The organism is Butyrivibrio sp. AE2015, from assembly GCF_000420825.1.
GTDB lineage: Bacteria > Bacillota > Clostridia > Lachnospirales > Lachnospiraceae > Butyrivibrio.
Window position 1 is genome coordinate 107,169 of sequence record NZ_ATVR01000005.1, and the last position, 16,053, is coordinate 123,221.

14 protein-coding genes are annotated in these 16,053 nt (G+C 40.5%); 1 reads left to right on the forward strand and 13 read right to left on the reverse strand.

The window, feature by feature from the left end; translation table 11 throughout:
• Positions 1-54 precede the first annotated feature (54 nt).
• Positions 55-1,776 (reverse strand): methyl-accepting chemotaxis protein, encoded by a 1,722-nt coding sequence (locus tag G585_RS0104420; protein ID WP_022773260.1) that lies wholly within the window; start codon positions 1,774-1,776, stop codon positions 55-57.
• 195 nt (positions 1,777-1,971) lie between these two features.
• Here G585_RS0104420 and hslO point away from each other — a divergent pair, with 195 nt between their 5' ends.
• Positions 1,972-2,859: an Hsp33 family molecular chaperone HslO gene (hslO, locus tag G585_RS0104425; protein ID WP_022773261.1), complete on the forward strand. Its 888-nt coding sequence runs from the start codon at positions 1,972-1,974 to the stop codon at positions 2,857-2,859.
• A gap of 52 nt (positions 2,860-2,911) precedes the next feature.
• Here hslO and G585_RS0104430 read toward each other — a convergent pair whose 3' ends face one another.
• From G585_RS0104430 to G585_RS0104485, 12 genes are all read right to left on the reverse strand, one after another.
• Positions 2,912-3,727 carry a hypothetical protein gene (locus G585_RS0104430; RefSeq protein WP_022773263.1) on the reverse strand — a complete coding sequence of 272 codons (816 nt, stop codon included), beginning with the start codon at positions 3,725-3,727 and terminating at the stop codon, positions 2,912-2,914.
• A gap of 32 nt (positions 3,728-3,759) precedes the next feature.
• Positions 3,760-4,659 (reverse strand): N-carbamoylputrescine amidase, encoded by a 900-nt coding sequence (gene aguB / locus G585_RS0104435; RefSeq protein ID WP_022773264.1) that lies wholly within the window; start codon positions 4,657-4,659, stop codon positions 3,760-3,762.
• A 24-nt stretch (positions 4,660-4,683) separates the two neighbouring features.
• Complete coding sequence (gene aguA / locus G585_RS0104440; RefSeq protein WP_022773265.1) at positions 4,684-5,913, reverse strand: agmatine deiminase; 1,230 nt, start codon at positions 5,911-5,913, stop codon at positions 4,684-4,686.
• A gap of 45 nt (positions 5,914-5,958) precedes the next feature.
• On the reverse strand, positions 5,959-7,146 hold the full coding sequence (gene nspC / locus G585_RS0104445) for a carboxynorspermidine decarboxylase (protein WP_022773267.1): 1,188 nt from the start codon (positions 7,144-7,146) through the stop codon (positions 5,959-5,961).
• Between the two features lie 41 nt (positions 7,147-7,187).
• Positions 7,188-8,450 carry a saccharopine dehydrogenase family protein gene (locus G585_RS0104450; protein ID WP_022773268.1) on the reverse strand — a complete coding sequence of 421 codons (1,263 nt, stop codon included), beginning with the start codon at positions 8,448-8,450 and terminating at the stop codon, positions 7,188-7,190.
• Positions 8,451-8,505: 55 nt separating this feature from the next.
• A complete protein-coding gene (gene speE / locus G585_RS0104455) occupies positions 8,506-9,369 on the reverse strand; it encodes a polyamine aminopropyltransferase (protein ID WP_026663772.1) in 864 nt (287 codons plus the stop codon).
• Positions 9,370-9,416: 47 nt separating this feature from the next.
• The gene (locus G585_RS0104460; protein ID WP_022773270.1) at positions 9,417-10,865 is read right to left on the reverse strand and encodes an aminotransferase class I/II-fold pyridoxal phosphate-dependent enzyme; all 1,449 of its coding nucleotides are present in this window, start codon (positions 10,863-10,865) and stop codon (positions 9,417-9,419) included.
• A 138-nt stretch (positions 10,866-11,003) separates the two neighbouring features.
• Positions 11,004-11,915 carry an SPFH domain-containing protein gene (locus G585_RS0104465; RefSeq protein WP_022773272.1) on the reverse strand — a complete coding sequence of 304 codons (912 nt, stop codon included), beginning with the start codon at positions 11,913-11,915 and terminating at the stop codon, positions 11,004-11,006.
• Positions 11,916-11,963: 48 nt separating this feature from the next.
• Positions 11,964-12,860 carry a DUF362 domain-containing protein gene (locus G585_RS0104470; RefSeq protein WP_022773273.1) on the reverse strand — a complete coding sequence of 299 codons (897 nt, stop codon included), beginning with the start codon at positions 12,858-12,860 and terminating at the stop codon, positions 11,964-11,966.
• 1 nt (position 12,861) lies between these two features.
• Complete coding sequence (locus tag G585_RS0104475) at positions 12,862-13,311, reverse strand: NfeD family protein (RefSeq protein ID WP_022773274.1); 450 nt, start codon at positions 13,309-13,311, stop codon at positions 12,862-12,864.
• Between the two features lie 482 nt (positions 13,312-13,793).
• Positions 13,794-15,419, reverse strand: a complete 1,626-nt coding sequence (groL, locus tag G585_RS0104480) for a chaperonin GroEL (protein WP_026663773.1) — start codon at positions 15,417-15,419, stop codon at positions 13,794-13,796.
• A gap of 69 nt (positions 15,420-15,488) precedes the next feature.
• On the reverse strand, positions 15,489-15,773 hold the full coding sequence (locus tag G585_RS0104485; RefSeq protein WP_022773277.1) for a co-chaperone GroES: 285 nt from the start codon (positions 15,771-15,773) through the stop codon (positions 15,489-15,491).
• Positions 15,774-16,053 lie beyond the last annotated feature (280 nt).

Genomic DNA, 16,053 nt, shown 5'->3' on the forward strand with positions numbered 1-16,053 from the left:
ACAAAAAATATTATAGCCACACGTTAAATATATGTCAATTGAAAAAGCGCTCTGTTATGGCTTAAAATAGCTTATTACGTCGGTCATATTTGAAGCCAGCTCCTGAAGTTTATCTGCCGATTCTGTAATAATTGCAAAGGTTGCATTGAGCTCCTGCATGGATGCGTTGGTTTCCTCTGTAGAAGCAGCATTTTCTTCAGAAATAGCAGAAAGGTCAGATATAATCTCGACAAGCTTGTCTTTAGCTACATTGAGCTGATCAACATATCCTGCAATGTTTCCAGTACTATCAGCAACATTGTCTACATTTTCAGCCATGCTCTGCATGTTGGTCTTAGTATCATCAAGCTGCTGAGACTGCTGGTCAAAGCTGGCGTTGAGCCTCTGCATTACTTCTACGGAAGCTTCTGAATCAGCCACAAGTTTTTCAACTATCTTCTTTATTTCTTCTGCGCTGTTGCTACTCTGTACAGCAAGCTGTCCAATCTCAGTTGCAACAACTGCAAAGCCTTTACCTGCATCGCCTGCTCTTGCTGCCTCAATAGAAGCATTAAGTGACAAAAGATTTGTCTGGCTCGCAATCTCTGTAATAGCCTCTGAAAACTTCGAGATTTCTTTTGCCGATTCGTTGGTTGAATCGATAGTTGCTCCAATATCTTTAACGGATTCCTGAACTTCAGTGCTCTGTTCTATCAGCTTGGTAAGAGCTTCCATAGCTGCCTCGCAGGAGGTCTTCATCTGTTCAGAATAAGAATTAAGCTGTTCAACATTATCTGCTACCTGCTCAATATCTCTACCGATATCCTGAGTATTTCCCGCAGCCGTTTCAACACTCTCCGCCTGATTTACAGCACCCTTTGAAATATCGTCCACAGCCTGACTCACCTGACCTGAAGCTGTTGACGCCTGATTAGCTGAATCAGCAAGTTCTGCACCTGATTTCTTAAGCTCATTGGACATGTCCATGGTTCTTGTAATGACATCACCAAGCTTATCGCTAAGTGTCTTTGCCCCATCAGCCAAAAGACCTATCTCATCAGTTCTCTGTAAAGATTTCTCGTCAATATTGAGCTTTAGCTCACCTCTTGAAAGATTTCCAAGTTCATCCGCAATTGCTTTCATCTTGATTGATACAGTATTGGCTACAAAATAACCAACTGCTGAAGTAGCAAGAGCAAGAATGATTGAAATAACAGTCATCGTGATAATGATACCTCTGACCTTGCCATCTACTGAATCGCTCTCTCTTCCTGCAAATACCATACCGATGGCTGTACCGTCATCATTCATGAGAGGAAGGTAGTATAAATAATATTGTTCATTGGTCCCTGCCGGAATGCTCTTTGCATAGTATTCCAACTTATTCCCAACAACCTGATTATATACAGCATCAGATACATCATAACCTACAGCTTTATTCCCGTTTCCATCAAGAAGGGTTGTGATTTGTCTTGTCTTGCCATATAAAACAGAATATTCGATGCCGGTAAGAGATTTCATTTCTTCTATGATCTCATTATATTCTTCCATGATATTTTCATCGCCCTTATACAGGTTACCATCACTTAGGCTCCAATCTCCATCCCAGACATTGCTCATTTCACTGTTAAGCTGTTCAGCAGCAACCCTGAGTTCTTCCTGAACCATATCACTATATATTCTGTTAATCTCAATGCCACTAATTATAGTCAAAACAGTTGCCACAAAGATAATAGCCAGCACTGCTGCAATAATGAGCTTTAAGACAAGCTTACCATTTCTTTCTTTGACTTCCATTTATCCCTCCTGCTTCATCAAACACTAATATATAAAATACAGACTATTATTTATTATTATATTGCAAACCAAATTATAATTCCTGTAATATCGATATTATTTTTATTAAATTTTGATTAAGCTTTACTGTTTACATATCCAGTAAAATAAATTATCATGGAAAAGCTTAATACTTGAAAGATGAGGTATAAACTTATGTCATATAAAGATTACATGGTACGTGCAACAGCAGGAAATGCGCAGATAAGAGCTTTCGCAGCAACTACCAGAGATTTGGCAGAATATGCCAGAAAAGCGCATAATCTCTCCCCGATAGCAGCTGCTGCTCTTGGCAGACTCATGACAGGTACCGCTATGATGGGAACAATGATGGATAATGACGATGACCTTATCACCGTAAAAATGGACGGCGATGGTCCTTTAAAAGGAGTTCTTGCCACAGCAGACAGGCACGGTAATGTAAAGGGATACGCAGTTAATCCATATGTTATCATGGAGCCCAATGCAGCAGGTCATTTGAATGTAGGCGGTGGAATCGGTGAAGGAACCCTCACTGTAATAAGGGATATGGGTCTTAAAGAGCCTTATGTTGGTCAGGTCCCCCTCTACTCAGGCGAAGTTGCTGAAGATCTCACATACTATTTTACAAAATCAGAGCAGACTCCTTCCTCAGTTGGCCTTGGTGTTCTTGTAGAAAGAGAAAGTCTTTCAGTTATAGCAGCAGGCGGATTTATCATTCAGCTTCTGCCCTTTGCTGATGAACAGACCATAACTCACTTAGAGTTCAATCTCCAGAAGTTTTCATCAGTCACAGATATCTTAAAAGCCGGCAAGACACCTGAAGAGCTCCTTGAGATAATCCTTGAGGGATTTGATATTGAATTTACTGATAAGGTTGATCTTAACTTCTATTGCAACTGTGATAAAGACCGCGTAGAAAGAGCTCTTATGCTCATCGGCAAAAAAGAAATACAGGAAATGATTGACGATGGAAAAGATGTTGAGCTTCGATGCCACTTCTGCAACAAAGCCTACACATTCTCAGTAGACGACCTTAAAATAATCAAGGAAAAAGCTAAATAATCTCTTTTATAGAAACAAAAGCCCCTTCCACTGCGGAAGAGGCTTTTTGTATTTAATGCTTTTTATTAAAGTAAAGCAAGCGCATTGCATGATGAATTATAAAGGTACAAGCAAGAATAAATATCTGTGTATGAAACAGGCCCACAATATAGTAGTTCCTTTCAAGAAAATACCCTAAAACAAAGCCTGTGTAGCACAAAATTCCTGTAATCGCTATATCTATAAGCATGTATGGAAGATTTATGAACACATTCTTTATGTTGGTCACAAAGTCTTTAAATGAAGCATCAAAGTAAACAAAACGTCCTATCATAAGTCCAAAGTAATACATCATTACAGGACCATATTCGCTTTCATCGCCTATGTTGTTTAAATACATAAGTATCAGAATAACATAGAACATCGCCAGCATACGCATTGTTGCTTTTTCTTCGTTGGTCAGGATCTTTAGCCTTATAATAAAGCCATCAAGCACCGTATTTATGACACATGAAAAAAGAATCAGAAACAGTAGGATAAAATCTTTACCATCTGCCCAGGTACTTGTAAGATACCGCTCAATTCTCGTAAGATTTGTTGCCTTTCCTGAGGCAACAAGGCTGTATACATGATTGATTATCACATAAGAACAGGAAAAAGACATTACGGCTGTTCCTGCAATGAGCATCTCAAAAAATTTCTGAAGTCTTATCTCAAAATCTATGCTGAGATACTCTTCTCTTTTATCTGATGGATATTTCCGGGCATAGACTTTCGAATAAATGAAAATGCCAAGGCTACAAAGAAGCATCCCTGCAAACGTTAACAATAAAAAAATAAGTTTCTTTGTTATAGTAAAATCCGGATTCAAGTAAGCATCAACTGTCATAATTCCCCCAACAATTCATAACAAGTTATTTATTAGTCTGTAATAGTTTTATAACACTCGGGTCTTCTGTCTCTAAAAAGCCCCCAGGAAGATCTCATTTTTCTATTTTCTTCAAAATCATACTCTGCATATATTATTTCTTCTGTATCGCGACCTGCCCTTGAAACAATATCCCCTGTTTCATCAGTCAAAAAGCTGCATCCATAGAAAGTAAGGCTTGATCTTTGTCCGCCATTTTCTTCTGTCGGTTCAACATCTTCTCTTCCTATTCTGTTGGCAGCTGCCACAGGAATAATATTAGCCGCAGAATGTCCCTGCATTGTTCTCATCCAATGTCCTGAACTGTCAACTTCCAAAATAGGCTCTGAACCAATTGCAGTAGGATAAAGAATAATATCAGCACCCTTTAAAGCAAGGCATCTTGCAGTTTCAGGGAACCACTGATCCCAGCATATTCCAACTCCCACATTTCCATAAGCAGTCTCAAACACCTTAAAACCGGTATTTCCGGGAGTGAAATAGAACTTTTCCTGATAGTAATGGTCATCTGGTATATGAGTTTTGCGGTACACATCTAAAACCTCTCCGTCCGCATCTATCATTGCTACCGAATTATAAAAAACATTGCCATCCTTTTCAAAAATGCTTATGGGCATAACAACCTTAAGCTCTTTGCAAAGCTCTTTAAAATAAAGAACTGCAGGATTCTCCAGGACAGGCACTGCAAGCTCATAGTAGTCATAGCGCCTCTCCTGGCAGAAATACTTTCTCTCAAAAAGCTCTGACAAAAGAATTATCTTTGCGCCATTTGCTGCAGCTTCTCTTGTAAGCTGTCCCGCCTTCTCTATATTTCTTTTTACCTGTTCCTCATCACTTGCAGCAACCGCGCCGCATGCAAACTGAACACAGGCAACCTTTATCTTATTATTCATATTTTTCACCGCATTTTCTTTTACTTATTTTCTGGCAGGAATCTGTTGTGTAATACAATGAATATTGCCACCGCCTAAAAGAATATCTCTGGCAGGAATACCGATTATCTCCCTATCAGGGCAGATCTTTTTTAGTATTTCCAAAGCTTTCTTATCACTCTCAGCATTATCATCGCCAAACTGAGGAACAAGCGCTGCTCCGTTTATAAAGTATAAATTCACATAGCTGGCTGCCAGGCGCTCTCCTTCATCTCTCATATCTTCGCCCTCTTCAAACTCATAGTTTTGAAGATCCAAAGCACTTACCAATACCGGTTGCTCAGGAATCGGCAGTTTATGAACCTTGATCTTTCTTCCCTTTGCATCCGTCTCTTTTTCCAGATAATCAATACAAGCCTTAGAAAGCTCATACTGAGGATCATTTACATCATCAGTCCAGGCAAGCACAACCTCTGAAGGTGCAATAAAAGCGCACACATTGTCTACATGCTCATTAGTCTCATCATTGTAGATTCCTCTTGGGAGCCAAAGAACTTTTGAAATGCCAAGGTACTCTTTTAAAGTCTTTTCTATCTGCTCTTTGCTCATGGAAGGATTTCTTCCCTGACTTAAAAGGCAGCTCTCTGTAACCATCAAAGTGCCCTCTCCGTCAGTATGTATGGAGCCACCTTCTAAAACAAAAGGTGCTGCATCATACATGTCCACCTCCAGAATCTTGCAAAAAGACTCAGCTACAGCATCGTCCTTATCCCATGAAGCGTACAGTCCATCAAATTCACCGCCCCAGGCATTAAACTTCCAGTTTATTCCTCGCAGATCCCTGTTCTTATTTACAACAAAGGTAGGACCCACATCTCTTGCCCAGGAATCATCTGAGTCAATTTTTAGAATAAAGCATCTCTCTTCAAGGATATCCTCAAGTATCAGTTCATCATCATCAGATGAATCAATGTACTTCTCGAAAACCTTATTGTAATCACCTGAAAGCTTAAGCTCATCACAATACTCATTTATAGCTCCATAAATGAGCCGGGATGCCTCACTATAATATTTTTCATTCACAAGAAGATATAAATTTTCTCTTTTGATTATCTCGATAAAAATCCTCTTGAAGCTCTCTAATGCACCACTTCTATCCTTCCCCCAGCTTCCGGGACGAACAGGATATATCATAAGCGTTCCCTCATGGGCACCATACTCTGCCGGCATGAAAAAAGAATCTTCATAAGGCTTTCTCTTACTAATTATTTCCATTACAAATACCTGCGTATAATCATAAATCTGTAACTATCGGTAATATCATAACCTGCACTTGAAATCATCATAGCCAAATCTTCTGATGAGGTCGACACTTCCGTCCTCATGAAGAATATCTATATCCGGAAGCGGCATTCCATTAAAAGTATTATTCTTAACCATACTGTAGATAGCCATATCTTCAAACACAAGCCTGTCCCCAATACATTTTGGGGTATCAAAGCTGTAATCTCCGATTACATCCCCTGCAAGGCATGTTCTGGAAGATAATCTGTAAGTATAGTTCATCTCCCCTGGTTCCTCACCATCTCTAAGAGGCGGTCTATATGGCATCTCCAAAACATCAGGCATATGGCAGGCTGCAGAAGTATCAAGAATAAGTACAGGTATCCTGTCAGTTTCTACAATATCCATGACAGTAGTCACAAGGTATCCTGCATCAAGCGCGATTGCCTCTCCAGGTTCAAGATAAACATCTATTCCATAGGTCTGTCTGATTCTTTTTACAAGTCTGATAAGACCATCAACATCATAATCTTCCCTTGTTATATGATGTCCACCACCAAGATTGATCCATTTGATCTTGCCACGTGTATCCTCATCAAATCCTTCAAGATTTTCCTGTACAGGACTTGGAAAGAATCTCTTAAACTCTTCTTCAACTTTTAAAAATGTGGTCTCCAAAGGCTCAAATCCCTGCTCACAAAGCGTATGGAAATGAAGTCCCTCAACTCCTGAAGGAAGTCTTTCAGGCATATCCTTTAGCCTTATTCCAAGTCTTGATCCTTTTGCACAGGGATCATAGATCTCATGCCCCTCCTGTGTACTGAACTCAGGGTTTATCCTAAGACCGACAGAAAGCTTTCCTTCGGCAGCTTTTTTCTCCCACACAGATCTGTGATGTTCAAGCTGATTAAGAGAATTAAAAATAATGTGATCACAAATATCACATAGCTCAACCATCTCTTCATCACCAAAAGCAGGTTCAAAAACATGATTCTCGCCCTGCATCTCTTCGTGAGCAAGCCTCGCCTCGAAAAGGCCTGAAGCTGTCGCACCAGTTAAATATTTTGATATCAATGGATATGTCTGATAGATAGAGTACGCCTTTTGAGCCAGGAGTATTTTAGCTCCTGACTCTTTTTGTACTCTGTCAAGAATTTCAAGATTCTCGCGTAATTTCTTTTCATCAATAACATACGCCGGCGTACGTATTTCAGATAGATTCATAATTTCCCCTCATCAATACAGCTATAAATATCAATCCCATATCAGTCAACAAGCTGTGGATTCTCATCAACAACCCATGGAAGGCCATATTCATTAAGCATATCCATGTATGGATCAGGATCAAACTCATCAGTTGTATAAACACCAGGCTTCTTCCACTTGCCGCTAAGAACAAGTGCAGTTCCAATCATAGCAGGAACACCTGTTGTGTAGCTGATTGCCTGGCTGCCAAGTTCCTTATAGCACTCCTGATGGTCACATACGTTGTAGATATAAATTGTTCTCTCTTTTCCATCCTTAATTCCGCGGAATATACATCCGATGTTAGTCTTTCCGACTGTTCTTGGTCCAAGACTTGCAGGATCAGGTAAAAGAGCTTTCAAAAACTGAATAGGCACAATCTCTTTTCCTTCAAAATTGATAGGGCTCGTTGAAAGCATTCCAACATCCTCAAGGCAACGCATATGATCAAGATAGCTCTGTCCGAATGTCATGAAGAAGCGAATTCTCTTAACCTCAGGGAAGTTCTTACCAAGAGCCTCTATCTCTTCGTGGTGAAGAAGGTACATGTCTTTCTGTCCAACCTGTGGAAAATCGTATACTCTCTTGATCTCCATAGGCTTTGTCTCAACCCAGTGGCCATCCTCCCAGTAGCTTCCGTTTGCGCTAACTTCACGAAGGTTGATCTCAGGATTGAAGTTTGTAGCAAAAGCATAGCCATGATCGCCGCCGTTGCAGTCCAGGATATCAATAGTGTGGATCTCATCGAAATAGTGCTTTTTAGCATAAGCTGTGAATACGCTTGTTACACCGGGATCAAAGCCTGTTCCAAGAAGACCTGTGATTCCTGCTTCCTTGAACTTGTCCATGTATGCCCACTGATAACTGTAGTCAAAGTAAGCTGTAAAGCCCTTTTCCTTGCATCTCTTCTCATATGCAGCACGCCATACAGGCTCGTCTGTATCCTCAGGCTCATAGTTTGCTGTATCGATGTAATCAACCTTGCACTCAAGGCAGGCATCCATGATAACAAGATCCTGATAAGGAAGCGCAACGTTAAGCACTGCCTCTGGCTTGTACTCCTTAATAAGCTTAATTACATCATTAACATCATCAGCATTTACAGTTGCTGTAGTAATCTTTACACTTGTTCCCTGCTTCTCAAGTTTTTCCTTAAGAGCATCACATTTAGAAACAGTTCTGCTTGCAAGGCACATCTCTGTGAACACCTTGCTGTTCTGGCAGCATTTCTGGATTGCAACCTGTGCAACGCCGCCACATCCGATAACCAATAATCTACTCATCTATATACCCTCCGTTTTCTTCGCTTGAAACTAGGAAAAAATAATAAAATCAAATTTACCTGCTCATGTCCTCTTCTTCCTGAAGAAGATCCTCTACATATTTAGGAAGCATGAATGCTCCCTTATGTAAGTGAGTTGTATAGTACCAGGTCTTAATTCCTCTCTCATCCCATCTGTCAGGATTAAAGTCCTTTAGCGGATGATATTTTTTGCTGGCAAATCCAAAGAGCCAGTATCCGGCAGGACATGTAGGAATGTGTGCCTGATAAACTCTGTTTACAGGAAAGACTCTGTAGGCTTTTCTGTGCATTGCTCTGCAGCTTTCCTCGTCCTCATCATAGAAAGGACTTCCATGCTGATAAACCATGATTCCATCATCATGAAGCGCCTTATAGCAGCTTCCATAAAATTCCTTTGTAAAAAGACCTGCCTCATGTCCCAAAGGCTCTGTGGCATCATTTATTATAAGGTCATACATGTCCTCACATTTTCTGAGATATTTAAGGCCATCCTGATAGAAAATATGAACTCTGTCATCCTCAAGACCTATAGCATTGTCAGGAAAATACTGCTTGCACACGTCAACAAACATGTTGTCTGGCTCAACTACATCTATAACCTTTATCTCATCATAATGGCAAAGCTCTCTGGCAACACCGCCGTCTCCGCCACCAAGTACAAGGACCCTCTGGACTTTAGGATGAACTGCCATAGGCACATGAACGATCATCTCGTCATAAGTAAACTCATCCTTCTCTGAAAAGATAATATTTCCATCTGAGGTCAGGAATTTACCAAACTCAGGAGAATCAAAAACATCAATTCTCTGAAACTCACTTGTTCCTGAAAAAAGCTGCTTGGCAAGTCTTATGCTTATCTTGACATTGCCTGTATGCATATCACTAAACCAATAATCCATTTCGGCCATGATTTTCCTCCTATATACTTTCAGTTATTATCAAAAGGTTATTTCAGCACAAAAAGTTCAGAAATATCTTCACTTTCAGGACCCTGCATTGAGCACCCCTTTTCTCTTGCTGTCTTAATATAATCCAAAATGTCTGCTGTTATTACTTCTCCCGGAGAAAGGATCGGGATTCCCGGCGGGTAACACATAACAGACTCTGCACTTATCCTTCCAACGCAGTTGTCAATAGGAAGCTGTTCTTTTTCTGCATAGAATGCTTCCTGAGGTGTTGCCTTAACGATAGGTGTTACATACTCTGCAGAGAAAAAGCTCTGTGCAGGTTTGGCATAAAGACGCCTTATATCTGCCAAAGCTCCGGCAAGACGCTCAATATCCTGCAGTCTGTCGCCTATCGAAATATATGCCATGACGTTGGAGAGATCTCCAAACTCCATCTGAATGTCATATTCATCTCTTAAAAGGTCGTAAACCTCAATACCTGTAAGACCTATACTCCTGGTATTTACAACCAGTTTAGTCTCATCAAAATCAAAAATACTTCCGCCGTTTTTAAGCTCATTGCCGTATGCATAGTAACCGCCGATGTCGTTGATCTCTTCTCTTGCATACTGAGCCATCTTAGTTACTTTCTCAAAGCTGTTATAGCCGTTAAGTGCAAGGTTTCTTCTGGAAATATCAAGACTTCCAAGAAGAAGGTAGCTGGCGCTTGTTGTCTGAGTCAGATTAACTATGCGGCTTATATATCCTATATTAGCATCCTTTCCGCATAAAAGAATAGAACTCTGTGTAAGGCTACCACCTGACTTATGCATACTGATAGCCGCCATATCAGCGCCTGCAGCCATGGCATTAAGAGGAAGTCCAGGGCCAAAGTACAGATGTGTTCCATGAGCTTCATCTACAAGAGCCTTCATGCCATTTTCATGTGCTAATTCTACAATTGCCTTAAGGTCTGAGCAAATTCCATAATAAGAAGGGTTGTTGATAAGAATTGCCTTTGCATCAGGATTCTCTTTTACAGCTCTTTTAACATCAGCTATTTCCATTCCCAGAGGAATACCGAGTTTAGTATCAACCTTAGGATCAATATATACCGGAACTGCGCCACAAAGTATAAGGGCATTGATCGCGCTCTTGTGAACGTTTCTGGGCATAATGATCTTTTCACCCATTTTAACATTAGAAAGAACCATTGCCTGAACTGCGCTTGTAGTACCATTAACCATCATAAAAGCATGAGCAGCACCGAATGCGTCAGCCATAAGCTCTTCGGCTTCCTTAATAACAGATACCGGGTGACAAAGATTATCCAGAGGCTTCATGGAATTCACATCGATTCCGACACACCTCTCACCAAGAAAACTAACAAGCTCAGCGTTTCCTCTTCCCCTTTTGTGTCCCGGAACATCAAATGGAACCACACGCTGCTTTCTAAATCTCTCAAGCGCTTCATATATAGGCGCTCTTTTCTGCCTCTCAAGATCCAACTACATACCCTCCCAAAACATCTTAAACATGCGAAAAGGAGTAGCACGTTCCAAAGGAACGTACAACCCCTTGTTTTATCAAATTACACAGTAATGTAATAATACTATATAATACCGATTTTCGCTATATTTTTTAAATTATTTCACAATTTCTTTAAGAGAGCCGGCAAGACCTGCAAGTCCCTGAATATTTGAAGGTACAATGATCTTTGTAGCCTGGCCGTCAGCAGCCTTTTCAAATGCCTCTAGACTCTTGAGTGTAAGAACTGATTCATCTGCTCCTGCGGACTTAAGCATGCTGATACCATCTGCATTAGCCTTCTGAATGCTTCTGATAGCTTCAGCCTGACCTTCAGCTTCTCTGATCTTCTTTTCCTTCTCAGCTTCAGCTCTAAGGATCGTAGCCTGCTTATCGGCTTCAGCCTGGAGGATCTTACTCTGCTTCTCACCTTCTGCAACTGTGATCTGAGACTGCTTTTCACCTTCAGCAAAAAGAATTTTCTCTCTCTTCTCACGTTCAGCCTTCATCTGCTTCTCCATTGCATCTCTGATCTGCTCAGGAGGATTGATGTTCTTAAGCTCAACTCTTGTAATCTTTATTCCCCAAGGATCTGTTGCAATATCAAGTGCATCCTGCATCTGAGCATTGATCTGATCACGGGAAGTAAGAGTCTCATCAAGTGTAAGTGATCCGATAACATTACGAAGAGTTGTTGCTGTAAGATTTTCAATAGCTCCGATAGGATTTCTTACTCCATATGCATAGGCCATAGGATCTGAAATTCTAAAGAAGACAATTGAGTCAATCTGCATTGTTACGTTGTCCTGTGTAATAACAGGCTGAGGTGGGAAATCGCAATACTGCTCTTTAAGATCAACCTGACGGGCAACTCTGTCAATAAAAGGAACTTTGATATGAAGACCAACATCCCATGTCTCCTTATATGCTCCAAGTCTTTCAACTACGAAAGAATGCGCCTGTGGAACAACTCTGATATTAGTTGCGATAAGCGCAATAATAAGAATAACTAAAATAATTGCTGCTATCATTTTTCCTCCTTTTGTCATGTTAAAAAAACATGCCCCAACATTTAATTTTTAATCTATAGAAATGAGCTCATACTCTTTTACGCCAAATCCCATTTCTGCGGCGGCATCAATCGTATGTTCTCCGTTTCTCGTTTGTACTCTCTCAAGGAAATGATCTCTTCCCGGATCGTCTGATTTATAAATAAGATCCATGCAAGCCCTGTCGATAGCGATAGGGTCTGTAGAAATCAGGATTCCAACATCAGCCATACAAGGATCTTCAGCAACTGCACAGCAGTCACAGTCAACTGACATATTCTTCATTACATTTACAAAAACCATATTTCCTTTAAAGTGGTCAACAACTGCAGAGGCAGCCTCGGCCATAGACTCAAGGAAATCGTCCTGGGCTGCATGATTATCCCATACAATAGCCTGATCATCAGTCTTTGTAAGCTTTCCGCCCGAATGAATATTTACTTTTCCGGCAGTTGATGCGCAGCCTATGGAGAGCTGTTTTAATGCTCCGCCGTATCCTCCCATCGGATGTCCCTTAAAATGTGACAGAACAAGCATTGAATCGTAGTTAAGAAGATTCTTACCAACGATATCATTTTTCAAATGGTTCGCATGCGTAATTGGAAGTGTAACATCCGGCCCCTCTGCATCCATAAGGTCAACTACAAAGAAATCATTCCAGCCATGCTTTTTAATAAGTTTCACATGTTTTTCTGTGCTGTTACGTTCGCCATCATAGGCAGTATTACACTCAACAACAGTACCTCCAACATGTTCAACCATAGGTTTCCAAAACTCAGGCTTTAAATAGTTCTGATTGCCATCCTCACCTGAATGAACCTTAACAGCTATCTTACCAGTAAGCTTTTTGCCGAGAATATCATACATCTTAACAACCTGCTGTGGTGTTATGTTTCTGGTAAAATAAACTTTCGATACTGAACCCATATCATTGACCTCCTGCTTCTTTTTTCTTAACTATAAGTTTTGCTCCTTCAACTCTTACTACTTCAATCTCTTCACCTGCAGCAATAACTGAATCATCACCGCTTACAACCATCCAGGTTGTACCATCAAGATCTGCCTTTCCGCTCATTTTGAGGTTATCGATCTTAGTCTTGGCAATAAGTACTCTTCCAACAAGTGAATCAACATTAGTTTTGATTGTCTTACTATTCACATATTTAGTTGCTAAAGGTCTTGTAAATAAAAGAGAAATCGCAGATACAACAATAAATACAATTACCTGTAAAAGAATCGGAGCATTAAACAGTGCCGTGATCATCGCCACAACAGCTCCAAATACAAACCATATACTGACAAGACTAGTGGTAACAAGTTCAAGAATTCCGAAAACGACTGCTGCTAAAAGCCAGACAATTTGCATAGATATATCCATAACGCCCCTCCTTTATGTTTTATAAGATGAGTATAGCAGATTTTTAGTGGTTTTATATACAATAAATGCGCAAAATAAAGGGTTGTTTTTTGCGGAGATGGTAACAAATAGGCCGTCATCGCTCATACAGCGAAATTGCTCCGCAATTTCCCTGTCGTCCGTTTGAGCAGAGTACTTAGCGAGGTTTTTTCGAGCTTAGTACGAGCCATGGGTGTGCACTTAATGAGGCATTGCCGAATTTAGTGCAGCATCCCAGTCGCCAAACTTTGTTGGCGAGGCGGTTTATCGCTCATACAGCGAAATTGCTTCGCAATTTCCCTGTCGTCCGTTGTCGCCAAACTCCAATACATAATCAAAAAGTGCTAACGCACTTCTAACAATAGAAAAACCATGGAAGACCAAGCGAGCTTGGTTCCATGGTTTTCTCTATTGTTACCGCCAAAGCGGTTTTGATTATGTATTGGAGTTTGGCTCGTTATCGCTTACATGCCCATTCCCATTCCTGCGCCGCCTGCTGGCATTGGAGGAACTGGCTCTTTGATTGTAGCTACAGCTGCTTCTGTTGTAAGGAAGCTTGATGCTACAGATGTAGCATTCTGAAGAGCTGATCTTGTAACCTTGGCAGGATCGATGATTCCGTCCTTAACCATGTCTACATACTCTTCTGTGTATGCGTTGAAGCCGATACCCTGCTTAGACTCCTTAACCTTGTTAACGATAACTGATCCGTCAAGACCTGCATTGTTAGCAATGTGGAAAAGAGGAGCTTCAAGTGCCTTAAGAACTACCTTAGCACCTGTCTTCTCATCACCCTCAAGTGAGTCAGCAAGTTTAGCAACTTCCTTAGATGCATGGATGTATGCGCTACCGCCACCAAAGATGATGCCTTCTTCAACAGCTGCTCTTGTAGCATTAAGAGCATCTTCCATTCTGTACTTAGCTTCTTTCATCTCTGTCTCTGTAGCAGCACCAACTCTGATAACTGCAACACCACCAGCGAGCTTAGCAAGTCTCTCCTGAAGTTTTTCTTTATCAAAATCAGATGTTGTCTCTTCGATCTGCTTCTTGATCTGAGATACTCTTGACTTGATCTCGTCCTTGTTTCCAAGTCCGTCAACGATTGTTGTCTTCTCTTTTTCTACCTTGATGCTCTTTGCTCTACCAAGGTCATCCATTGTTGTATCCTTAAGTTCAAGGCCAAGATCAGAAGAAATAACCTTACCACCTGTAAGGATAGCGATATCTTCGAGCATAGCCTTTCTGCGATCACCATATCCAGGAGCCTTAACAGCTACTACATTGAATGTTCCACGAAGCTTGTTAACGATAAGAGTTGTAAGAGCCTCACCATCAACATCTTCAGCGATGATAAGAAGCTTAGAACCTGTCTTAACGATCTGCTCAAGAAGTGGAAGGATATCCTGAATGTTTGAGATCTTTTTATCTGTAATGAGGATGAATGGATCTTCAAGTGTTGCTTCCATCTTATCCATATCTGTTGCCATATAAGCTGAGATATATCCTCTGTCGAACTGCATACCTTCTACAAGGTCAAGCTCTGTCTGCATTGTCTTGGACTCTTCAATTGTGATAACACCATCGTTAGAAACCTTTTCCATTGCATCTGCGATCATCTGTCCTACTTCATCATCACCTGATGAAACAGCAGCAACTCTCATGATCTGCTCTTTTCCTTTAACCTTTGTAGCCATCTTGCTGATAGATGCAACTGCTGTATCAGTAGCCTTCTTCATACCTTTACGAAGAACGATTGGGTTAGCACCTGCAGCGAGGTTCTTAACACCTTCGTTGATCATAGCCTGTGCAAGAACTGTAGCTGTTGTTGTACCATCACCTGCTACATCGTTAGTCTTTGTAGCAACTTCTTTTACGAGCTGAGCACCCATGTTCTCATATGCATCTTCAAGCTCGATCTCTTTTGCGATTGTAACACCATCGTTTGTAATTGTAGGTGCACCATAGCTCTTATCAAGAACTACGTTTCTTCCCTTAGGTCCGATTGTTACTCTAACTGTATCTGCAAGCTTATTAACGCCTTCTACCATAGCTGTGCGGGCGTCTGCGCCGTACTTAATTGTCTTAGCCATTTTGTTTTCCTCCAAAGTATTATATTAAAAACTTAATCCGGATCATACGACCTTCTAAAAGTCTCTGGATTATTTAATGATTGCAAGAATATCGTTCTGCTTAACAATGATATATGTAACATCATCAAGCTTAACTTCTGTTCCTGAATATTTTGAATAGATGACATTGTCACCCTTCTTAACCTGCATTTTTACTTCCTTGCCATCAACGATTCCGCCAGGACCTACTGCAATGACCTCTGCCTGCTGTGGCTTCTCTTTCTCTGCTCCTGGAAGAACGATACCTGACTTTGTGGTCTCTTCTGCCTCAAGCTGCTTTAAAACAACTCTGTCTGAAAGTGGTTCTAACTTCATTGTAAATGCCTCCTTTATATAATCATTAGATTATTTTTTAAACATTGTTAGCACTCGATAGTTTTGAGTGCTAATCTCTAAGAACATATATTAGTATGTTAATCTTACTTGCGCAAGCTGAATAATGGGCTATATTTTTATATATTCAGTATTTTACTCTTAATTTCTCCTTTTTTCTCACGTTTTCTACCTTTTATTTCTTTTAGCATAGTTTAACCCTACTGTTTATCAGCATATCTTCTATATCAATTTTTTATATTTATTTAATTTGCAGTAAATT

What these genes read in the sequence shown, in the direction of transcription:
- G585_RS0104420 (WP_022773260.1), bottom strand. Translation starts at nt 1,776, where the DNA reads ATGGAAGTCAAAGAAAGAAATGGTAAGCTTGTCTTAAAGCTCATTATT.
- hslO (WP_022773261.1), top strand. Translation starts at nt 1,972, where the DNA reads ATGTCATATAAAGATTACATGGTACGTGCAACAGCAGGAAATGCGCAG.
- G585_RS0104430 (WP_022773263.1), bottom strand. Translation starts at nt 3,727, where the DNA reads ATGACAGTTGATGCTTACTTGAATCCGGATTTTACTATAACAAAGAAA.
- aguB (WP_022773264.1), bottom strand. Translation starts at nt 4,659, where the DNA reads ATGAATAATAAGATAAAGGTTGCCTGTGTTCAGTTTGCATGCGGCGCG.
- aguA (WP_022773265.1), bottom strand. Translation starts at nt 5,913, where the DNA reads ATGGAAATAATTAGTAAGAGAAAGCCTTATGAAGATTCTTTTTTCATG.
- nspC (WP_022773267.1), bottom strand. Translation starts at nt 7,146, where the DNA reads ATGAATCTATCTGAAATACGTACGCCGGCGTATGTTATTGATGAAAAG.
- G585_RS0104450 (WP_022773268.1), bottom strand. Translation starts at nt 8,450, where the DNA reads ATGAGTAGATTATTGGTTATCGGATGTGGCGGCGTTGCACAGGTTGCA.
- speE (WP_026663772.1), bottom strand. Translation starts at nt 9,369, where the DNA reads ATGGATTATTGGTTTAGTGATATGCATACAGGCAATGTCAAGATAAGC.
- G585_RS0104465 (WP_022773272.1), bottom strand. Translation starts at nt 11,915, where the DNA reads ATGATAGCAGCAATTATTTTAGTTATTCTTATTATTGCGCTTATCGCA.
- G585_RS0104470 (WP_022773273.1), bottom strand. Translation starts at nt 12,860, where the DNA reads ATGGGTTCAGTATCGAAAGTTTATTTTACCAGAAACATAACACCACAG.
- G585_RS0104475 (WP_022773274.1), bottom strand. Translation starts at nt 13,311, where the DNA reads ATGGATATATCTATGCAAATTGTCTGGCTTTTAGCAGCAGTCGTTTTC.
- groL (WP_026663773.1), bottom strand. Translation starts at nt 15,419, where the DNA reads ATGGCTAAGACAATTAAGTACGGCGCAGACGCCCGCACAGCTATGGTA.
- G585_RS0104485 (WP_022773277.1), bottom strand. Translation starts at nt 15,773, where the DNA reads ATGAAGTTAGAACCACTTTCAGACAGAGTTGTTTTAAAGCAGCTTGAG.